Source organism: Terriglobia bacterium (assembly GCA_032252755.1).
Taxonomy (GTDB): Bacteria; Acidobacteriota; Terriglobia; order Terriglobales; family Acidobacteriaceae; genus JAVUPY01.
Genome location: JAVUPY010000029.1, coordinates 12,978 through 29,400, shown reverse-complemented (window position 1 = coordinate 29,400; position 16,423 = coordinate 12,978). Strand labels below are relative to the sequence as shown.

The window sequence follows — 16,423 nt, the reverse complement described above, 5'->3', positions numbered from 1 at the left end:
CGCTATGACTCTGCGTATCCTTCGCCACAAATGTCTGCTTACCACCATACTTTCTTTAACCGCGACTGCAACACTGCTCGCCCAAAACGTAAAGAACCCGCCACCACCGCAGCCCGTTCCACTTCCGCCACCCGTTGTCGCGCCGGTCGATAAGGCTTACGTCGGTCCGATACAAGCAGAAATCGATATCTCGAACGTCGTCGATCGCGTCGCTCACGTTCGCGAGCAGATCCCCGTTGAGCCCAACGCGAAGGAACTCGTATTGCTGTATCCACAGTGGATACCCGGAAACCACTCGCCGACCGGCCCCATCTCGCGCCTCGCTGGAATCGTGACGAGTGTTGACGGGAGGCGCGTGCAATGGGTTCGCGACCAGGTCAACGTGTACGCCTTCCACGTGCCGCTCGGTGTGGGTGCGAAAACCGTGCAACTGGAGTTCGACTACCTGTCGCCCATCAAACCCGCCGAGGGCCGTATCGAGCGCTCGGACGCCATCGCCGACCTGGAGTGGAACGAAGTCGTAATGTATCCGGCTGGATTCTTCTCCCGCGACATCCCGCTCGATGTCACCCTGAAACTGCCGCAGGGCTGGAAATACGCCACCGCCCTGGAGACCGCATCCGAAGAAGGTTCGACGGTAAAGTTCAGGCAGACCACCTTAAACACTCTTCTTGATTCGCCGCTCTATGCCGGTATTCACTATAAGCGCGTCGATATCTCACCCTCGCCGACCAACAAGGTCTATCTGAACGTGTTCGGTGACACGGAGAAAGATATCGAAATTTCTCCCGACGCTCTCCAGAAACACAAGAATCTTGCCATGGAAGCCGACAAGCTTTACCAGTCGCACCACTACAACCATTACGATTTCCTGCTCCTCCTCAGCAGCACTGTCGGCGGAATCGGGCTCGAACATCACCAGTCGAGCGAGGACGGCTCGCGTCCTAACTACTTCACCGAATGGGACCGCGGCGGCCTGCGCAGCGATCTCCTCGCCCACGAATACACGCATTCCTGGAACGGCAAATTCCGCCGTCCCGCCGATCTGTGGACGGCGAACTTCAACCTCCCCATGCGCGATGACCTGCTCTGGGTCTACGAAGGCATGACACAATACTGGGGAAGCGTGCTTTCCGCGCGTGCCGGGTTCCGCACGCCGGAGCAGGCGCGGTTCGTTTTCGCCCGCGTTGCCGCCGGCTTTGAGGTCAGCCCCGGTCGCGACTGGCGCCCGCTCGTCGACACCACCAACCAGCCAACGGTCTCGCAGCGCCGCCCCGTCAGTTGGGTGAGCTGGCAGCTTCCTGAGGACTATTACACCGAGGGCGAACTTATCTGGCTCGACGCTGACACCAAAATTCGCGAACTCACCAACGACCAGAAATCGCTCGACGATTTTGTTTCCGAATTCCTTGGCGTCTACAACGGCAGTTTCGTCACCAATACCTATAACCTTCAGGACATCGTTAACATCCTCAACAAAATTGCCCCGTATGACTGGATGAAGTTCTTCCAGGAACGGGTTTACGATCTCCATCCGACCGTTCCCGAGGATGGAATCACCCGCGGTGGCTACAAGCTGGTCTACACCGACAACATGCCGTCATGGCTGGAGAAAGCTGAAGCCGCCTTTGGCGGGCAGGATTTCTCCACTTCGCTCGGGTTCTCCGTCGGCGGAGGACGCCGCGGCGCGGCCCCACCCAGTCCCGGTGGGCCTCAGTCCAGCACCATCGGCAATGTCTGGTGGAACAGCCCGGCGTTTAAAGCAGGAGTCACGCCGGACATGCAGATCATCTCGGTGAACGGAAAGGTCTACTCGGCGAAAGTTCTCCGCGAGGCGATCCTGCAAGCCGAACAGACGAAGCAGCCGATCGAATTGCAGTTCCGCCGCGGAGAAGAGTTCAAGACCGTCTCAATCCCGTATTTCGGCGGCCTGCGAATTCCTTCGCTGGAGCGGGTCGAGGGCACGCCTGACCGTCTCGACGAAATCCTCGCACCGAGCAAGCGCTCGCTGCCGGCCTTCTAATGGAAACCTGACCTGCGTTAGCTCGCCAGTCGCCCGGCTGGCGAGCGCCGCGGCTTGATTGCTTGCCACTCGAGGAACACGCTGGGCAGGAATGCCGCCAATGCGATCGATGTCCAGACCACAATCTCAATTCCCACGAATCCCGTCCGTAGGATTGCTGGTATCGGAATGATCAAGCGCGCCACCGTGAATACCATGGCGAACGGGTATCCGCGGATCATCCACTTCCGGTGCTGCTGAACGTTGCCGGTCTTGATGCAGTACACAGCGATACCCGTGCAGAGCATCCAGCCAAACGACTGCACAGCCGACGCCGCCACCAGCGAAGGCGTAGCCACTTTCATCGCCAGCGGAATCGCGACCGGTGCACCAATCGCGACGCAAGTTACGTAGACGTATCCCATGACGCGATGGAGCCTGAGGTAACGCGCACGTAGCCGGTTGGAGAATTGAAATGCGCCCATGATCATCGCCATGCCGGCGAAAATCGCGTGCGGCACCAGGTAAAACTCTCCCGGTGCGAAATGCCGCGCGATAGGCGAGTCGGGCTGGAAGATTTGCGCGTTCTTCATATATGTGACGAACGCAGTGAGAGCGAAGAAAATCGCAAAGAAAATCAGCTTCTTTTGCGATCGTGAGCGCGGTCGCAAAGCCTGGGCCGGGGCAACACTGGACATACTGGCAACACCCCACAATTTGGTGAAGCATATCTCATGAGATTTCGCCTTGACAATGAAAAAGTCCGCACTGGATAGTGCGGACCCTCGCGAAACCCCCTAGGATTCAAGTCACTTGGTTGCGCTGAACGTCGTCCACGGATACGCGTCCATGTCGTGCAGCAGCGGCTTCTGCCAGTCGTATTCCGGATGCGCTTGCAGGTGCTCGGCGGCCTTGAAATCCTTTCCGCAGGCGTGACCGGCAGCCGCCGTGAAACTCATCCTGGAAATCATGCTCGCATCGGCAGCTTTGTTCTGAACCGCCCCGGCAATTCCGTACGGCCCCATCCAGCCCGGGGACCCTCTTGGCGAGAGATCGATGTGCCCATCGAGCGTGCGCTCGTCCGGATCTTCCTTCTTTTCGAAGGTGTCGTAGTGGTCGGCGAGGAAGCGCTGTGCCGCAGAGACGTCGATCTTTCCCTTGTTCTGCGCCATCAACTCGTCCCAACGGACATGTCGCGCATTCGAACTAACGCTCATGTCTTTGGGGTTAAACGTCGTTTCCTCGCGAATGAGTTTTTCATTAATAGGGAAATTCGATCCCACGAAATACCCGTCGCTCGTCCTCTCCACGGTGACGTTCTTTAATCCAAGTTCCAGGCGCCCGACCTCGTTCTTGTTCGTATCCGCGACCAGCCATGTATTGGCATAGCCGCCGTTGTTGCCATCCTTCATGATCCGGGCAAAATCGTCGATCGACTTCGAATATTGCGCCGCCTTCCTCGCCCGCACGAACTCCGGTATGCCCGCCGGATCGTAACCGTGGAAATCGCTGATTGTCGTTTCCGTGATCGCAATTCCGGCCGAGTTGATTACGAAATCGTCGGCGCTATGAATGAGTCCCGGCACACCATCCATCAGCATGCGATAACCCTTCGCGGGAACGATGTCGTAAATAATGGTCCAGCGCTCTCCTTCCAGGTAGGTGCTCCAGTTGTTATGCGCGATCACCGGCTTGCCGTCTTTCGTGTAACTGCCCGTCGCAACAAATGCGCTGCAATGCTCGGGAACCGTCATTCGCGCCGATTCCTTGATGCCGTGCTGCTTGTCATACTGCTCGACGTAGTATTCCCACTCCGTCTGCGCATTCAGCCCGATGACGTCCCACACATCGATCTTCACTCCGTGCGCTGTAGCCCCGTCCGCAATTCCCTGGAGTTCCTCGCGATACTCCTGCTCGATGTGCGGCCACATCATGTTCTTTGCCGCATCGCGGTAAAAGCTCCAGTCTTTCTTCTGGTCGTGCTTGGTTTCCAGTTGCACGACCTTCAGCGCGTCAGCAATTTCCGGCGCCAGTAAATAGCCGTTTTGAAAGCCGATCTGGTGCGGGGTTCCCTGCAGGTGCACAAACGTCCATCCGTTCTTTTCCGGACGGCGGAACGCCCCCTTCAATTCGGGTGGTGTGGCCGCGTGGGAATAGGTGGAGGAGAGGGTTAATACGGTTGCTGCCAGAACAAGTCCTGCCAAGGCAAGGGATCGACGCATTGCAACTCCCGTGAAGTGAGGTCAGGGGATTGTAACAAAGTTCAAGCCGCGGTCCCGCCATCCCGCACCTTGATGCCATGCGAATATCTCACTGGATCGCACCAAGGCTTGTGACCGCTATCACCGTAGTCAGGGAGCACCAGAGGGACAATCCTCCTACGGAGTGTCCTATGCCGGTATTAGTCCTCGGAGTCTTCTCTTTCCTGCTGTTTATTGCCATCGGAGTGCTCGGCATCAGCGCCGTGATGTCGGAGCGCAACAACGACTCCCACCAGGAGCCGCAAAGGAAGGCTTAACCCGCTGCTTGAGTGGGGAAGAGCAGGGTATGTCTCCGGAAAGCTCGTGAACGCCGTCTCGCCTCGACCTGATGGCGCAAAGCCCCTCGCTGCACGAAGCTCATTAGTTCACGTAGAGATTTACTGGAACTTGTCCGCGAATTGCTTTGAGTTCCCGCTTTCCCAATTAGAACTGTTCTCTCAACTTTCCGAAGCTTTCCAACTCAAGAAGTTTCCCGGTCCCGATCCCTCTCTCGATCTCCTCGTGTTCCAGCACCCAGGTCTGTGCATGGGGGATGAATATGGCATTGAGCCCTGCGGCGAGAGCTGGATTGATGTCGGACCGCGGGCTGTTCCCGATCATCCACGTGGACTGACGCGCCAGCGCATATTTCTCCACGAGGCCCTCATAGACCTCGGCGTCTTTCTCCGGCACCACCTCCACCGCCGCAAAGAACTGTTTCAGCCCCGAACGCTCCACCTTGCCCGTCTGCTCAGTGAAGTTCCCTTTGGTCACGAGAATCAGATGATGCCGCGGGTGCAAATATCCGAGCGTCTCCTGGACACCCCGAATAACTTCCACCGGATGCTCCGCGATTGTTCGTGCAAATCCATGAATGGTCTCCCGAAGTGCGGGTGTTAGCGGCTCAACCGACACTCGCTCGAATGTTCGAACCAGCGCCTCCACAAAACTGTTAAGCCCATAACCATGCGAAACAATGCAGTCTCGCTCCACCTCGTTCAAGACCCCGCGTACTTCCGCCGCCGAAAGCTCCTTGTGCTCCAGGAACGAAATGAAGTTCGCAATCGCCCGCTCAAAGTAGACATTATTCTCCCAGAGCGTGTCATCGGCATCGATGAGCAGCGTCTGTGCACCATTACGAGTTGGCTCAAGCACGGACATAACGAACAATCATCATAAATGTACCTGGGCCCCGGTAGCGAATCCCGACCTCCGGGTTGTTCTTTTTGCTACTCATTACTCGGCGGTCGCAACTTCTCGTTGTAGAATTTCGAGTTCAGGGGAGCGAACGATGATCGATGAACGACGCAGGTTCGAGAGAGTAAGTCTGCCCGAGTCCGCCAAAGTCTACCTGGCCGATACCCAGAAGCGCCGTTTGGGTCCCGTGCTGATGATCGGGCGCGGCGGTCTGCTCTTTAAGTCCGACGTATCCTTCCAACCCGGCTCACACGTCGACCTCCTTCTGGTCGACGACACCGAGGGTATTCGCCGAGAACTGAACGGCACCGTCCGCTACAGCCGCGAAGACGGCGTCGGCATCGAATTTGACACCCTCGACCCCGACGCCGCCGTCGAAGTCGGCGTCATCATCGGCAAATATTACTCCGCAGAAGCCAATTGATTTGAAGTTTGCATCGAGGCTTTTGCGGATGTCGAATTGCGAATAGCGGCGGTCCTGCTATCCTTCTCCAATTCGGTCCGTCTACGACATCACCCGGAGGTTTAATGCGAAATCTCACCGTTCTAGCCCTGGCAGCGCTCTTCGCCTGTTCCTTGCTCGCCCAGCAGTCCGAGTCCAAGCCGGCATCCAACAATACCAACCCAGTGATGACCGATGTGATGCCCCAAGTTCCTGAGGCAAAGTCCACGGACGTCGATAGCATCGACTCCATCCTCAATGCTCTCTATGACGTCATCTCCGGACCGGCGGGACCGCGCGACTGGGGTCGTTTCAACTCGCTCTTCATTCCCGAAGCGCACCTTATATTCACTGGTAAAAAGCCTGATGGCACTCCCGTCCACATGGCCCTCACCCCCAAGCAGTACCAGGATCGAAGTGGCGCGTTCTTTCTGAAAGAGGGTTTCTTCGAGAACACCATCGCTAACAAGATCGACCGCTTTGGCCAGGTCGCGCAGGTCTTCAGTACCTACGAATCCCGCCACGAGAAAGGCGCCAAGCCCTTCGCCCGCGGAATCAATTCCATTCAATTAATGAATGATGGGAAACGCTGGTGGGTAGTGAGCATCTTGTGGGATTCAGAGCGGCCGGATAATCCGATACCGAAGAAGTACCTGAAGTAGAAGGCCGAGGGTTTACCGAATTGACGATTGACGATTTTCTCATTGACGAAGAGGGACCTTATGTTCGGTCGGCTTTTCAATCGTCAACGTCAACGTGACAATCGTCAGTCGTCAATTCCTTCATTTTGCCGCCGCCATGTCCGGCACATCGACCCAGTCCACCTTCGGCCGATGCGGAATCACTCCGGCGTTATATCCCATCTCCAGCAGTCGTGATACCGCTTCGCGCCCATCTGGCCCGTAATCGAGCGTCCGCTCGTTCACGTACATCCCAACGAACTTATCCGCCTGCTGCACTTCCAGGTCGCGCGCAAACTGCATAGCGTATTGCAGTGCCTGCTCGCGATGATCGAGCGCGTACTGGATGCTCTCCTTCAGCGCGCGGCACACCGTCACCATCAGGTCGGTGCCAAGGTCACGCTTGATGGCATTTCCGCCGAGAGGCAGCGGCAGCCCAGTCATGTCACTCCACCATTTGCCCATATCGACGACCTTGTGCAGTCCGCTCTTCGCGTAAGTGAGCTGGCCTTCATGGATGATCAGTCCGGCTTCGTACTTGCCCGCCAGGACCTGTGGGATGATCTGGTCGAACGGCACAACTTCGGTTTCGATCGTTGGCGCAAACAGCTTCAGTGAAAGGAACGCTGTCGTCATTGTCCCCGGCACCGCAATTTTCAGCTTCTTGACGTCGCTCACACTGTAAGGCCGAGGCGAAACGATCATCGGCCCATAGCCCTCGCCGACGCTGCCGCCGCTCGGCATCAGCGCGTACTTGTCCTGGAGGTACGGATACGCATGAAATGAGATCGCCGTCACATCGTAGACGCCTTCCAGCGCACGCCGGTTCAGCGTCTCGATATCGCACAACTCGTGCGTAAACTTCAGGCCCGGCACTCGAACCTTGTTCGTTGCCATCCCATAAAACATGAACGCATCGTCGGAATCGGGACTATGCGCGATCTTGATCTCGCGAGGCTCAGCGTTGCTCATGAATGCAGTGAAACTCCTTGCTGAAGAAAAACAAACCGGTTGTCCCATTCAAGCCTTCTTTTGACTGAATAGGGCTTTCGCTGTGAAACCGAACCTACGAAATCCTGAGCTTCGTCGCCAGCCCCGCCGCTCCCATTACCTTCATGCCTTCAAAGAAGACGAAGGGATAGAGCCCGAACGCAGCTGCCTTCGCGAACGGAACATGTGCGAGGACCATCAGCCAACTTACTCCGCAGACGAACAGTGCGATCTCCGCAATCGTCGTCATTAGCAGCTTCCGCCCAAATCCACCGCGTTCCGTTCCCATTCCAGAGATATACGCCACGAGCGGATATGCCAACAGGTAGCCGCCCGTCGGTCCAAACAGGTGCAGAAATCCACCCGGCCCGAACGGCGACAGCACCGGCAGTCCGGAAGCACCCATCATGAGGTAAGCCACGCAGGCGGCAAATCCCCGACGGCTGCCCAATACCAACCCGACGGCGAGCACGGCGAAGTTGGCCAGCGTTAGCGGTACCGGGGTGAAGGGAAGTGGCAGACTCAAACGTGCGCAAATGGCGATAAACAGGCTGGCTCCGATGACCAGCCCGACGGTGCGCAGCAGTGCAACCCTGCGATCGGCAACGGCGGTATTCGCAAAATTCGTCATGAACCCTCACAAATGGAATGACAGCCCACAACCACTGGCGCCGGATGGCGCCCGGCAGAAGTCGATCTTACGTTGACGGTTCGTCACTCGATACCGGCGCCTCTCCCGGCGTAAGTGGTTCTTTATGTGCGCCGTCTGCGGGAGATGACATGTGACGCTTGACCCGAAAATGGAACGCGATCCCGGCCCCAATCACGGCCAGGGTCGAAACAATCAGGATGACATAAAGCACTAACACGATTGGTTAGGATAACAAATCGACACCGGAGACGGTTGGAAATTCAGCGTGATGGGTACCTTGCACCTTGTAGCTTTTGTACCTCAGACTCCGACAGGGAACGGCTTCGTCCCCTGCTCCGCCGATGGCGCCCGTCCCATCAGCGCCTCGAACCGTCCCTGCAGCAGCGACATCGCCGCCGTATACCAATACCCGACGACGAATAGGATGAGGAAGGGAACCGTGATGTAGTTTTCGTTATCGATCGCGTACCACACCGTCAGCGCGAAGTAGCAGCCGATCAGCAACTCAATCCACGGGATGAACCCAAGCCGCTTGCGATACTTCTTCGCCGCAACTGACTTCTCACCCTTCGTCTGCACCCGATACTTCGGCGTCCGCGCAAACGCCGTCTGATACCCAAACAGCGCCTCCAGCACCGCCTTTGAATTCGTAATCGTAAGCCCAATTCCCAGCGACATCAGGAATGGCAGGTAGAGGAATGTCTTATACCACCGGCCCGGAAACAGTTCTTTCTGCGACACGAGGTAGAAGCTCGAGATCGAAAACGTCGATGCCAGGAAAAGCGGCAAGTCGATGTAGAGCATCTGGAACCAGCCCTGGTAGAAGCGGATGATCATCGCCGGCATCATCAGCACCGAGAGCAGAATCATCAGCGGGTAGCTGATGTTCGCCGTCAGGTGATAGAACGCCTCTATCTTCTCGCGCAGGTTCACCTTCGATTTCAGGACCTTCGGCAGATCTTTCTTCGCGCACTGAATGAGCCCCTTGGCCCAGCGCGCCTGCTGTGTCTTGAACGCCGTCATCTCAATCGGCAACTCAGCCGGGCACTCCACGTCTTGCAGATAAAGGAACTTCCACCCGACGAGCTGCGAACGATAACTGAGGTCCGTATCTTCGGTGAGCGTGTCGTGCTCCCAGCCGCCGGCGTCCTCGATGGCCTGCAGCCGCCACATTCCCGCCGTGCCGTTGAAGTTGAAGAACACGCCCACGCGCGAGCGTCCACCGTGTTCCAGCACGAAATGCCCGTCAAGCAGGATGGCCTCAACATTGGTCAGGAACGAGTAATCCCGGTTCAGGTGCGTCCAGCGCGTCTGCACCATGCCGATCTTCGGGTCGGCAAAGTGGTGGATGACCTTCATCAGCCAGTCTTTCGGCGGCAGGAAGTCGGCATCGAATATTGCGACGAATTCGCCCTTACACGTCCGCAACCCGTTCGCGAGTGCGCCGGCCTTGTACCCGGTTCGATCGGTCCGATGAATGTAACTGATGTCGTGCCCGAGTTCGCGATACCGCTCTACCACCTCACGTGCAACGTGCACGGTTTCGTCGGTCGAATCGTCCAGTACCTGGATATCCAGCCGGTCGCGCGGATAATCCATAGAGCACACCGCATCGACCAGCCGGTCGACGACGAACTGCTCGTTGAATAGCGGCAACTGGATCGTCACTCGCGGAAGCACGCTGAACCGGAATTTCGGCTGCGTCGTCTTGTTCTTCTTGTTCCGGTAATACATCCAGACAAGCTGGTAGCGATGGAACCCGTACGCCGCCAGTATTACCAGCAGAACGAAATACGGGATCAGCAGCATCATGTCGAACCCATTGGCTTGATATAGCCCCTGGAAGGTTCGATCAGTCTGCTTGCGAAGGAAATTCTCAATCGCGGTTGGGCGCGGTCCGGTGAGAAACCAATTGGCGAGCGCTAGCAGCAGGGGAAGGCTCCCTCAAAAACAATGATTGTAACGGGAAATCGCCGATCAGGAAAATGGCATAAAGGAAGCAAGACCTTTCACCACAGAGACACCGAGGCACTGAGGGAAACTGATTTATAAACTCAGAATCCTGGAGACTAGGTTTTTATGTCCAAAATCTCTGTGCCTCCTCTGTGGTGAGTAGGTTTTCTCTCAGTTCAGGAAATACGCCCGATAAAGCGTATCTCTCTGCTTCGGTACGAACCCGGCGTCGCGAATAATCCGCCGCAGCTCTTCTTCGGTGGTGCAATTGGAAGTTCCGGCCGCCTTTACGACGTTCTCCTCCAGCATCACCGATCCGACGTCATTTCCACCGAAGCGCAGCCCCATCTGGCAAACCTTCAGCCCCTGCGTCACCCAGCTCGACTGTACGTTCAGGAAATTCGAGAGGAAAATGCGCGAGATCGCCAGCGTCTTCAGATACTCCACCGAAGTCGCCTCATCCCATCCGCGTCCGCCGAGGGCAGTGTTCTTGGGCTGAAAGGTCCACGGGATGAACGCCGTAAAGCCACCCGTTTCTTCCTGAAGATCATAGATATGCTGAAAATGGTTAATCCGATGCTCGAAGGTTTCGCCGACCCCGAACATCATCGTCGCCGTCGTCCTCATCCCCAGCTTGTGCGCCGTCCGATGCACCGCCAGCCAGTCCGCCGTCATGCACTTCAGCCGCGCAATCCGCGACCGAACTTCGTCGTCGAGGATCTCCGCGCCGCCGCCCGGGATCGAATCCAGCCCGGCATCTTTCAGCCGCGAAATGCACTCTTCCAGCGAGATCGAGCTGAACTCACAAATCCCCAAAATCTCCGACGCCGACAAACAGTGCAGGTGCACCATCGGGAAGCGCTGCTTGATCCCGCGAAACAGGTCCTCAAACCACTCGATCTTCAGGTCCGGATTAAGGCCACCCTGCATGAGAATGCCGGTGCCCCCCATCTCCACCGTCTCGGCGATCTTCTCGTAAATCTTCTCCATTTCGAGCACGTATCCCTTGGCGCGCCCAGGCCCCTTGATCGGCGCATAAAACGCGCAAAAGGTGCAGTACTCCGTGCACAAATTCGTGTAATTGATGTTCCGGTCGATGATGTATGTAACCACGCCTTCAGGGTGCAATTTCCGCCGCACCGCATCGGCTTCCATCCCAATGCCAATCAGGTCATCCGAGCGAAACATCTCAAGAGCTTGTTCTTTGGTCAGCGACATAAGATCACAGGGTCCAGTGATCATTGTAAATGGGAAGATGGCAATCAGAAAAAGGCAAAGAGAGAGTCTGAACCTGAGCTTCTAGTCGCACGCCTGCGTGAGTTGCCTGCCATGGTTATGCCTCCTCATCGCTCCCCGGCGGCAGGAAGTAAGCATCGACCGCCCGTTTGATCGTGTTGTGGTCCAGTTTCATCGGCGTTCCTTCATATTTCGCAGCCCAGTAGATCTGGTTGACGATGTCCCTTGGCTGGCACGCTCGCAGGGGTTCGTGCAGCGACTGCTGGATGACGTGAATCAGTTCGTCGACAACCTCGCGGTCGTACTGCAACTTCGCCGACTGCGCTACCCGCCGGAATATCTCGTGAAATTGCGCCCCTGAAATGTTTCCTACCCGAATCTTCGTTTGGATCCGTCGCAGAAAGGCGGCGTCCACCAGTTCGCTTGGCGACATATTCGTCGCAAACACCACGAACATTTCAAATGGCATCTCGATTTTCTTTCCGCCGGCAAGGCTCAGAAAATCGATATGACGATCGAGCGGCACCACCCAGCGGTTCAAAAGCTCATCCGGACGCAATCTTTGCCGCCCGAAGTCGTCGATGATCAACACCCCGTTGTTCGCCTTCATCTGCACGGGTGCTTCGTAGAACTTGGCGATGCCGTTGAACTGCAGGTCCAGCATTTCGATTGTCAGCTCGCCACCGACCAGCACCGTGGGACGCTCGCACAGCACCCATCGCCGGTCGCCAACATCCGCCGTGGGCTCCTCGACTTTTCGGTGAATGATCGGGTCATAGACCGCGATGACTTCCCCATCGACTTCAACGGCGTAAGGAATCCAGACCTTATCCGCCGCAAACACTTTTGTCAGTGTCTCGGCGATCGTCGTCTTCCCGGATCCCGTCGGCCCATGGAGGAATATGGACGTGCCGGAGTTCAGGGCCGTCCCAATCTGCGTCAACGTCTTCGAGTCGACCACGAGGTGCGCAAATGCCTTCTGAATATCCGGCGGATGGATCGCCATCTTCCGGACACTCTGCAACCCAACCTGCTGGACATAGCTGGACAGAGACACAGGGGTCGGCCCCGTGTACTGGTTCAGCGAAAGCAATTCCAACGCTCGTGCGCGCCCCTGCGTCGTCATCGCCAGCGTGGGCGTATTTCTCGAGACGCTCGTTACTTCGCAAAGCAGCCCATCCCGGATCCGTCGAAATATTTCATCGGTTGTGCGGTAATTGAGCTTCAGCCGATCGGCCAATTCCGGGATCGACGCCGGCCCTGTCAAATACAGGATCTTCAGTCCCAATTCCTCGAGAAAACTCCTCCGGATTGCGAGGTCGTTAACGGATTCCGGCCGCGGAATTGTAACCACCCTCGCTGCCTGAGAAGTTTGTAATGCAGCAGGTTCGCTCATCGACCGCTCCCATGCGAGTCAGTTCGGCCAGTCAATTGACGAAGTAGGCGCTGGCGTGGCGTGGCGCGCGAAACACGTTTACTGCTTTCGGGCAGTCTTACGGAGAAAACGCAGATAGTCAAGCAGAGGTGACGGAAACTTCGCCTTCGCCAAAAGAAAACGGCGGCAAAGCGCCGCCGTCGATCCGGCAATCTGGGCCGGCCTCTATTGATTCTGCTGAGCTGCCATCTGTGCCTGCTTGCGCTGGGCGATGATTCGCTGCGCGTTTTCCGCCAGTTCTTTCGCCTGTGGCAGCAGTGTCAGGGCCTTGGAGACCTCAGGATCGCCTTCCGCCCTTACGATGAAGCCTGCCTGCTGTCCGAACTGGCTGATGAACAGTTCTGCCTTGATGTTCGTCTGAACCCAGTCTTTATCCTGTGCCAGTTCCAGTTCCGTGAACGGAATCTTCTGATCGTCAAGGAAGCGCCGGAACTCCTGCATCACGTTCTCGTCCACCTGGAAGCTCTTGTCCACCTTGTGATTCACCAGGTAGTGCTTGGCGAAATTGAAGAACGCGTACTTCTGCAGCAGCACGTCCTGGAAGTGATCCGGTTTTGGCGTGGGTATCTTCACGTCCGGCGTGATTCCTCCGCCGCCATACACCGTGCGCCCGCTGTCCGTCAGCTTTACTTCGCGATTTGCCATCGGCACGTTCGCCGCGTCGTCTTCGCGATTGTAGTAGTAGTCGTACAGCGACAGGCCCGAGTAATTGCGCTGGATCAGCCGTCCGCTCGGCGTGTAGTACTTCGCCGTCGTCAGTGCCAGTCCGGTGTTCTCGCTCAGCGGATACACCGTTTGTACCAAACCCTTGCCGAATGTCGTCTCACCGGCAATCAATCCACGATCGTGGTCCTGTATCGCACCCGACACGATTTCCGCCGCCGAAGCTGTTCCGCGATTCACCAGCACCACCAGCGGATAATCCTTGCCGCCGTTGCCATGCGCCGCCCGATAGACCTTCTCCGGCGAGTTCCGTCCATGATGACTGACGATCACCTGTCCCTTCTTCAGGAACTTGTCCGCCACGCCGACGCCTTCGCTCAGTAGTCCGCCCGGGTTCTGCCGAAGATCGAGAATCAGGCCCTTGACGTCGCCCATATCGTTCAGCGCCGCGTTCAGCTCGTCAACCGTTGTCTCCTGGAACCCCGAGATATGGACATACCCGATGCCCGGCCGGATCAGGAAGTGAACGTCCACCGAGTAGCGAGGAATCTCATCGCGCACCACCGAGAACTCCAGAGGTTTTTCCGCGCCCTCGCGCAGCACCGTGATCTTCACCGTCGTGCCGCGGGGTCCCTTCAGCAACTCGGCAACATCGCTGACGCTCATGTTGTCCGTCGGTTTGCCGTCCACCGCGATGATGACATCGCCGGGCCGGATACCAACTCGATACGCCGGAGCGCCCGCGAACGGAGCAATCACGATGACCTTGTTATTGCGCGGGCCCACCTGCATTCCGACGCCGTAATACTTGCCGCGCTGTTCTTCGCGCAGCAGCGCATACGACTTTGGATCGAAGAAGTTCGAGTGCGGGTCAAGCACTCGCAGCATGCCCGGAATAGCGCCGTTATAGATGGCCTTGTCGGGATCGACCTGTTCCGCATAATTCTGTTCGACGACGCTGTACACCTGCGAGAACTCCTTCAGGTTGTCCTGCACGTCGGAGTCGCCGGTCGCAGGCGTGCTGCTGACCTTTTGTCCGAACAGGGCGCCCAGCGCGCCACAGAAAAGAATGATTACAAAGATCAGGCCAAGAGATCGTCGCGTACTACGGGCCATCGTGTGTCCTTAGAAGTTGCAGGATTCGCGGCCGCAAACCCCGCAACCGGTTGATTATGGGCAGTATAGCACGGTAAACCCGGGCACCTTTGGGACGTATCCCGCCTGTACAAGCCCCAGTGTTTCTGATGCTTCCGGAGCGCTTAAAGGTGCGTAAGAAGTAGCTGTATTCCGACCGCCGACAAATAGGCCATTGAATCCCTCTCCAATTCCGCTCAGGGTCCATTACCACCTCCTAAGTACCCGGCCCACGGCCGTACTCGCGACCGTGGGCCAAGTTTCAAGTGGTTGAGCCACCAGAACTATGCTCGCGCCGCGATTGCACGTACTTAGTGGGTCGACGCTATTTCGTTAAGCTCCGATATCGAAGATTTCCCTGAGGCGCTCCCGCGGCGCTGTCCAATGTGGAACTGCCTTCGACCTCGACAGCTCAGATAACTCCACGCTAGCCTCCCCCTCACCTTGTACCTCGTACCTTCGTCCCCACATTGGCGTGATTGCTGCCAAACTAGAACCCCAAGTATGATGGAAGCATGAATCTCGGCATGCCAGAGATGCTGTTCATCTTCCTTATGGCCCTCATCGTCTTCGGGCCCAAGAGGCTTCCCGAATTGGCGCGCAAATTCGGGAAGGTAATGGCCGAGTTCAAGCGCGCAACCAACGATTTCAAATACCAGATCGAGAACGAGATCGAGCAGCTCGAAATCCAGGAACGCCAGCAGCAGCGCGAAAAATCGCGCACGCAGCAACTCGCCGCAGGCGAGCAGACAATTTTGCCGCCACCCCCGCCGGGTGCCATTAGCAATTCGCTCGCGACCGGCTCCGGATACGTCGTCGAAGGCGAAACGCGCCCCCTCTCCGAAACCACTGCGTCGTCTTCAGAAAACGGCGAAGCCGCCGCAGCAACTCACGAGGAAGCGCCGCACGAACCCGAGCAGTTGAGCTTCAACGACGAGCCCGCCATCAATACGTCCCATCGGGAGCCAAATGCCATCTGAAGCCAGCGGCGCCGCCAAATCGCGCCTCGAACAACTCCAGTCGATGAGTTTCCTCGAGCACCTCGAGGAACTGCGCCGGCGCATCATCTGGTCTGTCTTGTCCATCATCGGCGGCTTCAGCATCGTCTACTGGTTTCACGAGAAGATTTACAACTACATGCAGCAGCCCATCATGTTCGCGCTGCAGCGCCATGGCCTCGACCAGAAGCTCACATACCTGAATCCGACCGAACCCTTCAACATGTACTTGAAGTTAGGATTGATAGGCGGGATTTTCGTAGCTTCGCCTTTTATCCTCTACCAGGTTTGGGCATTTATCGCTCCGGGGCTTTACAAGCATGAGCGTCGCTACGTGCTGCCGTTCATGTTCAGCACGGTATTTCTTTTCATGGCTGGCGGCTTCTTCGGCTACAAGATCGTCTTTCCCGCGGCGCTCGATTTCCTCGTCGGCTACGGCGCGCAGTTCCAGCCCATGGTGACGATCGGTGAGTACACCGATCTCTTTATGACCATCATTCTCGGTCTCGGCGTCGTCTTCGAGATGCCGATCTTGGTGTTCTTTCTTTCGTTGATGGGCCTTGTGAGCGCTAAGTGGATGTGGAACAACCTGCGCTATTCCATCCTGGTTATCTTTATTATTGCCGCCATCATTACCCCGACCACCGATATCATGAACATGTGCATCTTCGCCGCGCCCATGATCGCTCTCTACCTGTTGAGTATCGGCGTGGCATACGTGGTCCATCCGGCCCGACGAAAAGCACGACGGGAAGCCGAACAGAACTCATGATTGAGCATCCAATTCACGGGCAGTCTCGA

15 protein-coding genes are annotated in these 16,423 nt (G+C 57.0%); 6 read left to right on the top strand and 9 right to left on the bottom strand.

What is annotated here, in order from left to right:
- Positions 1–4 precede the first annotated feature (4 nt).
- Complete coding sequence (locus tag ROO76_07110; GenBank protein MDT8067923.1) at positions 5–2,023, top strand: peptidase M61; 2,019 nt, start codon at positions 5–7, stop codon at positions 2,021–2,023.
- Positions 2,024–2,040: 17 nt separating this feature from the next.
- Here the strand turns inward: ROO76_07110 and ROO76_07105 are convergent, their stop codons facing one another.
- Both ROO76_07105 and ROO76_07100 read right to left on the bottom strand, forming a co-directional pair.
- Positions 2,041–2,700, bottom strand: a complete 660-nt coding sequence (locus ROO76_07105) for a DUF2306 domain-containing protein (protein ID MDT8067922.1) — start codon at positions 2,698–2,700, stop codon at positions 2,041–2,043.
- A gap of 111 nt (positions 2,701–2,811) precedes the next feature.
- Positions 2,812–4,224 carry a C45 family peptidase gene (locus ROO76_07100; GenBank protein MDT8067921.1) on the bottom strand — a complete coding sequence of 471 codons (1,413 nt, stop codon included), beginning with the start codon at positions 4,222–4,224 and terminating at the stop codon, positions 2,812–2,814.
- A gap of 170 nt (positions 4,225–4,394) precedes the next feature.
- On the opposite strand from ROO76_07100, the gene ROO76_07095 reads away from it, so the two are divergent.
- The gene (locus ROO76_07095) at positions 4,395–4,520 is read left to right on the top strand and encodes a hypothetical protein (GenBank protein ID MDT8067920.1); all 126 of its coding nucleotides are present in this window, start codon (positions 4,395–4,397) and stop codon (positions 4,518–4,520) included.
- Between the two features lie 166 nt (positions 4,521–4,686).
- On the opposite strand, the gene ROO76_07090 is transcribed toward ROO76_07095, so the two are convergent.
- Positions 4,687–5,403, bottom strand: coding sequence for an HAD hydrolase-like protein (locus ROO76_07090; protein MDT8067919.1), 717 nt, complete (start codon positions 5,401–5,403; stop codon positions 4,687–4,689).
- 130 nt (positions 5,404–5,533) lie between these two features.
- On the opposite strand from ROO76_07090, the gene ROO76_07085 reads away from it, so the two are divergent.
- On the top strand, positions 5,534–5,863 hold the full coding sequence (locus ROO76_07085) for a PilZ domain-containing protein (protein MDT8067918.1): 330 nt from the start codon (positions 5,534–5,536) through the stop codon (positions 5,861–5,863).
- 104 nt (positions 5,864–5,967) lie between these two features.
- Positions 5,968–6,543, top strand: a complete 576-nt coding sequence (locus ROO76_07080) for a hypothetical protein (GenBank protein MDT8067917.1) — start codon at positions 5,968–5,970, stop codon at positions 6,541–6,543.
- A gap of 120 nt (positions 6,544–6,663) precedes the next feature.
- Here ROO76_07080 and ROO76_07075 read toward each other — a convergent pair whose 3' ends face one another.
- The 6 genes from ROO76_07075 to ROO76_07050 form a co-directional block, all read right to left on the bottom strand.
- Positions 6,664–7,533: an MqnA/MqnD/SBP family protein gene (locus tag ROO76_07075; GenBank protein ID MDT8067916.1), complete on the bottom strand. Its 870-nt coding sequence runs from the start codon at positions 7,531–7,533 to the stop codon at positions 6,664–6,666.
- Positions 7,534–7,627: 94 nt separating this feature from the next.
- Positions 7,628–8,182 (bottom strand): biotin transporter BioY, encoded by a 555-nt coding sequence (locus tag ROO76_07070; protein MDT8067915.1) that lies wholly within the window; start codon positions 8,180–8,182, stop codon positions 7,628–7,630.
- Positions 8,183–8,503: 321 nt separating this feature from the next.
- Positions 8,504–10,015, bottom strand: coding sequence for a glycosyltransferase family 2 protein (locus tag ROO76_07065; protein ID MDT8067914.1), 1,512 nt, complete (start codon positions 10,013–10,015; stop codon positions 8,504–8,506).
- Between the two features lie 312 nt (positions 10,016–10,327).
- Positions 10,328–11,374, bottom strand: coding sequence for a cyclic dehypoxanthinyl futalosine synthase (mqnC, locus tag ROO76_07060; GenBank protein ID MDT8067913.1), 1,047 nt, complete (start codon positions 11,372–11,374; stop codon positions 10,328–10,330).
- Between the two features lie 115 nt (positions 11,375–11,489).
- Positions 11,490–12,788, bottom strand: coding sequence for a hypothetical protein (locus ROO76_07055; protein ID MDT8067912.1), 1,299 nt, complete (start codon positions 12,786–12,788; stop codon positions 11,490–11,492).
- Positions 12,789–12,992: 204 nt separating this feature from the next.
- The gene (locus ROO76_07050; protein ID MDT8067911.1) at positions 12,993–14,606 is read right to left on the bottom strand and encodes a S41 family peptidase; all 1,614 of its coding nucleotides are present in this window, start codon (positions 14,604–14,606) and stop codon (positions 12,993–12,995) included.
- A gap of 533 nt (positions 14,607–15,139) precedes the next feature.
- Here ROO76_07050 and tatB point away from each other — a divergent pair.
- Complete coding sequence (gene tatB / locus ROO76_07045; protein ID MDT8067910.1) at positions 15,140–15,604, top strand: Sec-independent protein translocase protein TatB; 465 nt, start codon at positions 15,140–15,142, stop codon at positions 15,602–15,604.
- Positions 15,594–16,394 (top strand): twin-arginine translocase subunit TatC, encoded by an 801-nt coding sequence (gene tatC, locus ROO76_07040; GenBank protein ID MDT8067909.1) that lies wholly within the window; start codon positions 15,594–15,596, stop codon positions 16,392–16,394. The genes tatB and tatC overlap by 11 nt, the downstream gene beginning before the upstream one ends.
- Positions 16,395–16,423: the final 29 nt, after the last annotated feature.

Coding starts and splice junctions, on each gene's coding strand:
- tatB (MDT8067910.1), top strand. CDS start 15,140: ATGAATCTCGGCATGCCAGAGATGCTGTTCATCTTCCTTATGGCCCTC.
- ROO76_07090 (MDT8067919.1), bottom strand. CDS start 5,403: ATGTCCGTGCTTGAGCCAACTCGTAATGGTGCACAGACGCTGCTCATC.
- ROO76_07050 (MDT8067911.1), bottom strand. CDS start 14,606: ATGGCCCGTAGTACGCGACGATCTCTTGGCCTGATCTTTGTAATCATT.
- ROO76_07075 (MDT8067916.1), bottom strand. CDS start 7,533: ATGAGCAACGCTGAGCCTCGCGAGATCAAGATCGCGCATAGTCCCGAT.
- ROO76_07080 (MDT8067917.1), top strand. CDS start 5,968: ATGCGAAATCTCACCGTTCTAGCCCTGGCAGCGCTCTTCGCCTGTTCC.
- ROO76_07105 (MDT8067922.1), bottom strand. CDS start 2,700: ATGTCCAGTGTTGCCCCGGCCCAGGCTTTGCGACCGCGCTCACGATCG.
- tatC (MDT8067909.1), top strand. CDS start 15,594: ATGCCATCTGAAGCCAGCGGCGCCGCCAAATCGCGCCTCGAACAACTC.
- ROO76_07070 (MDT8067915.1), bottom strand. CDS start 8,182: ATGACGAATTTTGCGAATACCGCCGTTGCCGATCGCAGGGTTGCACTG.
- ROO76_07100 (MDT8067921.1), bottom strand. CDS start 4,224: ATGCGTCGATCCCTTGCCTTGGCAGGACTTGTTCTGGCAGCAACCGTA.
- ROO76_07085 (MDT8067918.1), top strand. CDS start 5,534: ATGATCGATGAACGACGCAGGTTCGAGAGAGTAAGTCTGCCCGAGTCC.
- ROO76_07055 (MDT8067912.1), bottom strand. CDS start 12,788: ATGAGCGAACCTGCTGCATTACAAACTTCTCAGGCAGCGAGGGTGGTT.
- ROO76_07110 (MDT8067923.1), top strand. CDS start 5: ATGACTCTGCGTATCCTTCGCCACAAATGTCTGCTTACCACCATACTT.
- ROO76_07095 (MDT8067920.1), top strand. CDS start 4,395: ATGCCGGTATTAGTCCTCGGAGTCTTCTCTTTCCTGCTGTTTATTGCC.
- ROO76_07065 (MDT8067914.1), bottom strand. CDS start 10,015: ATGATGCTGCTGATCCCGTATTTCGTTCTGCTGGTAATACTGGCGGCG.
- mqnC (MDT8067913.1), bottom strand. CDS start 11,374: ATGTCGCTGACCAAAGAACAAGCTCTTGAGATGTTTCGCTCGGATGAC.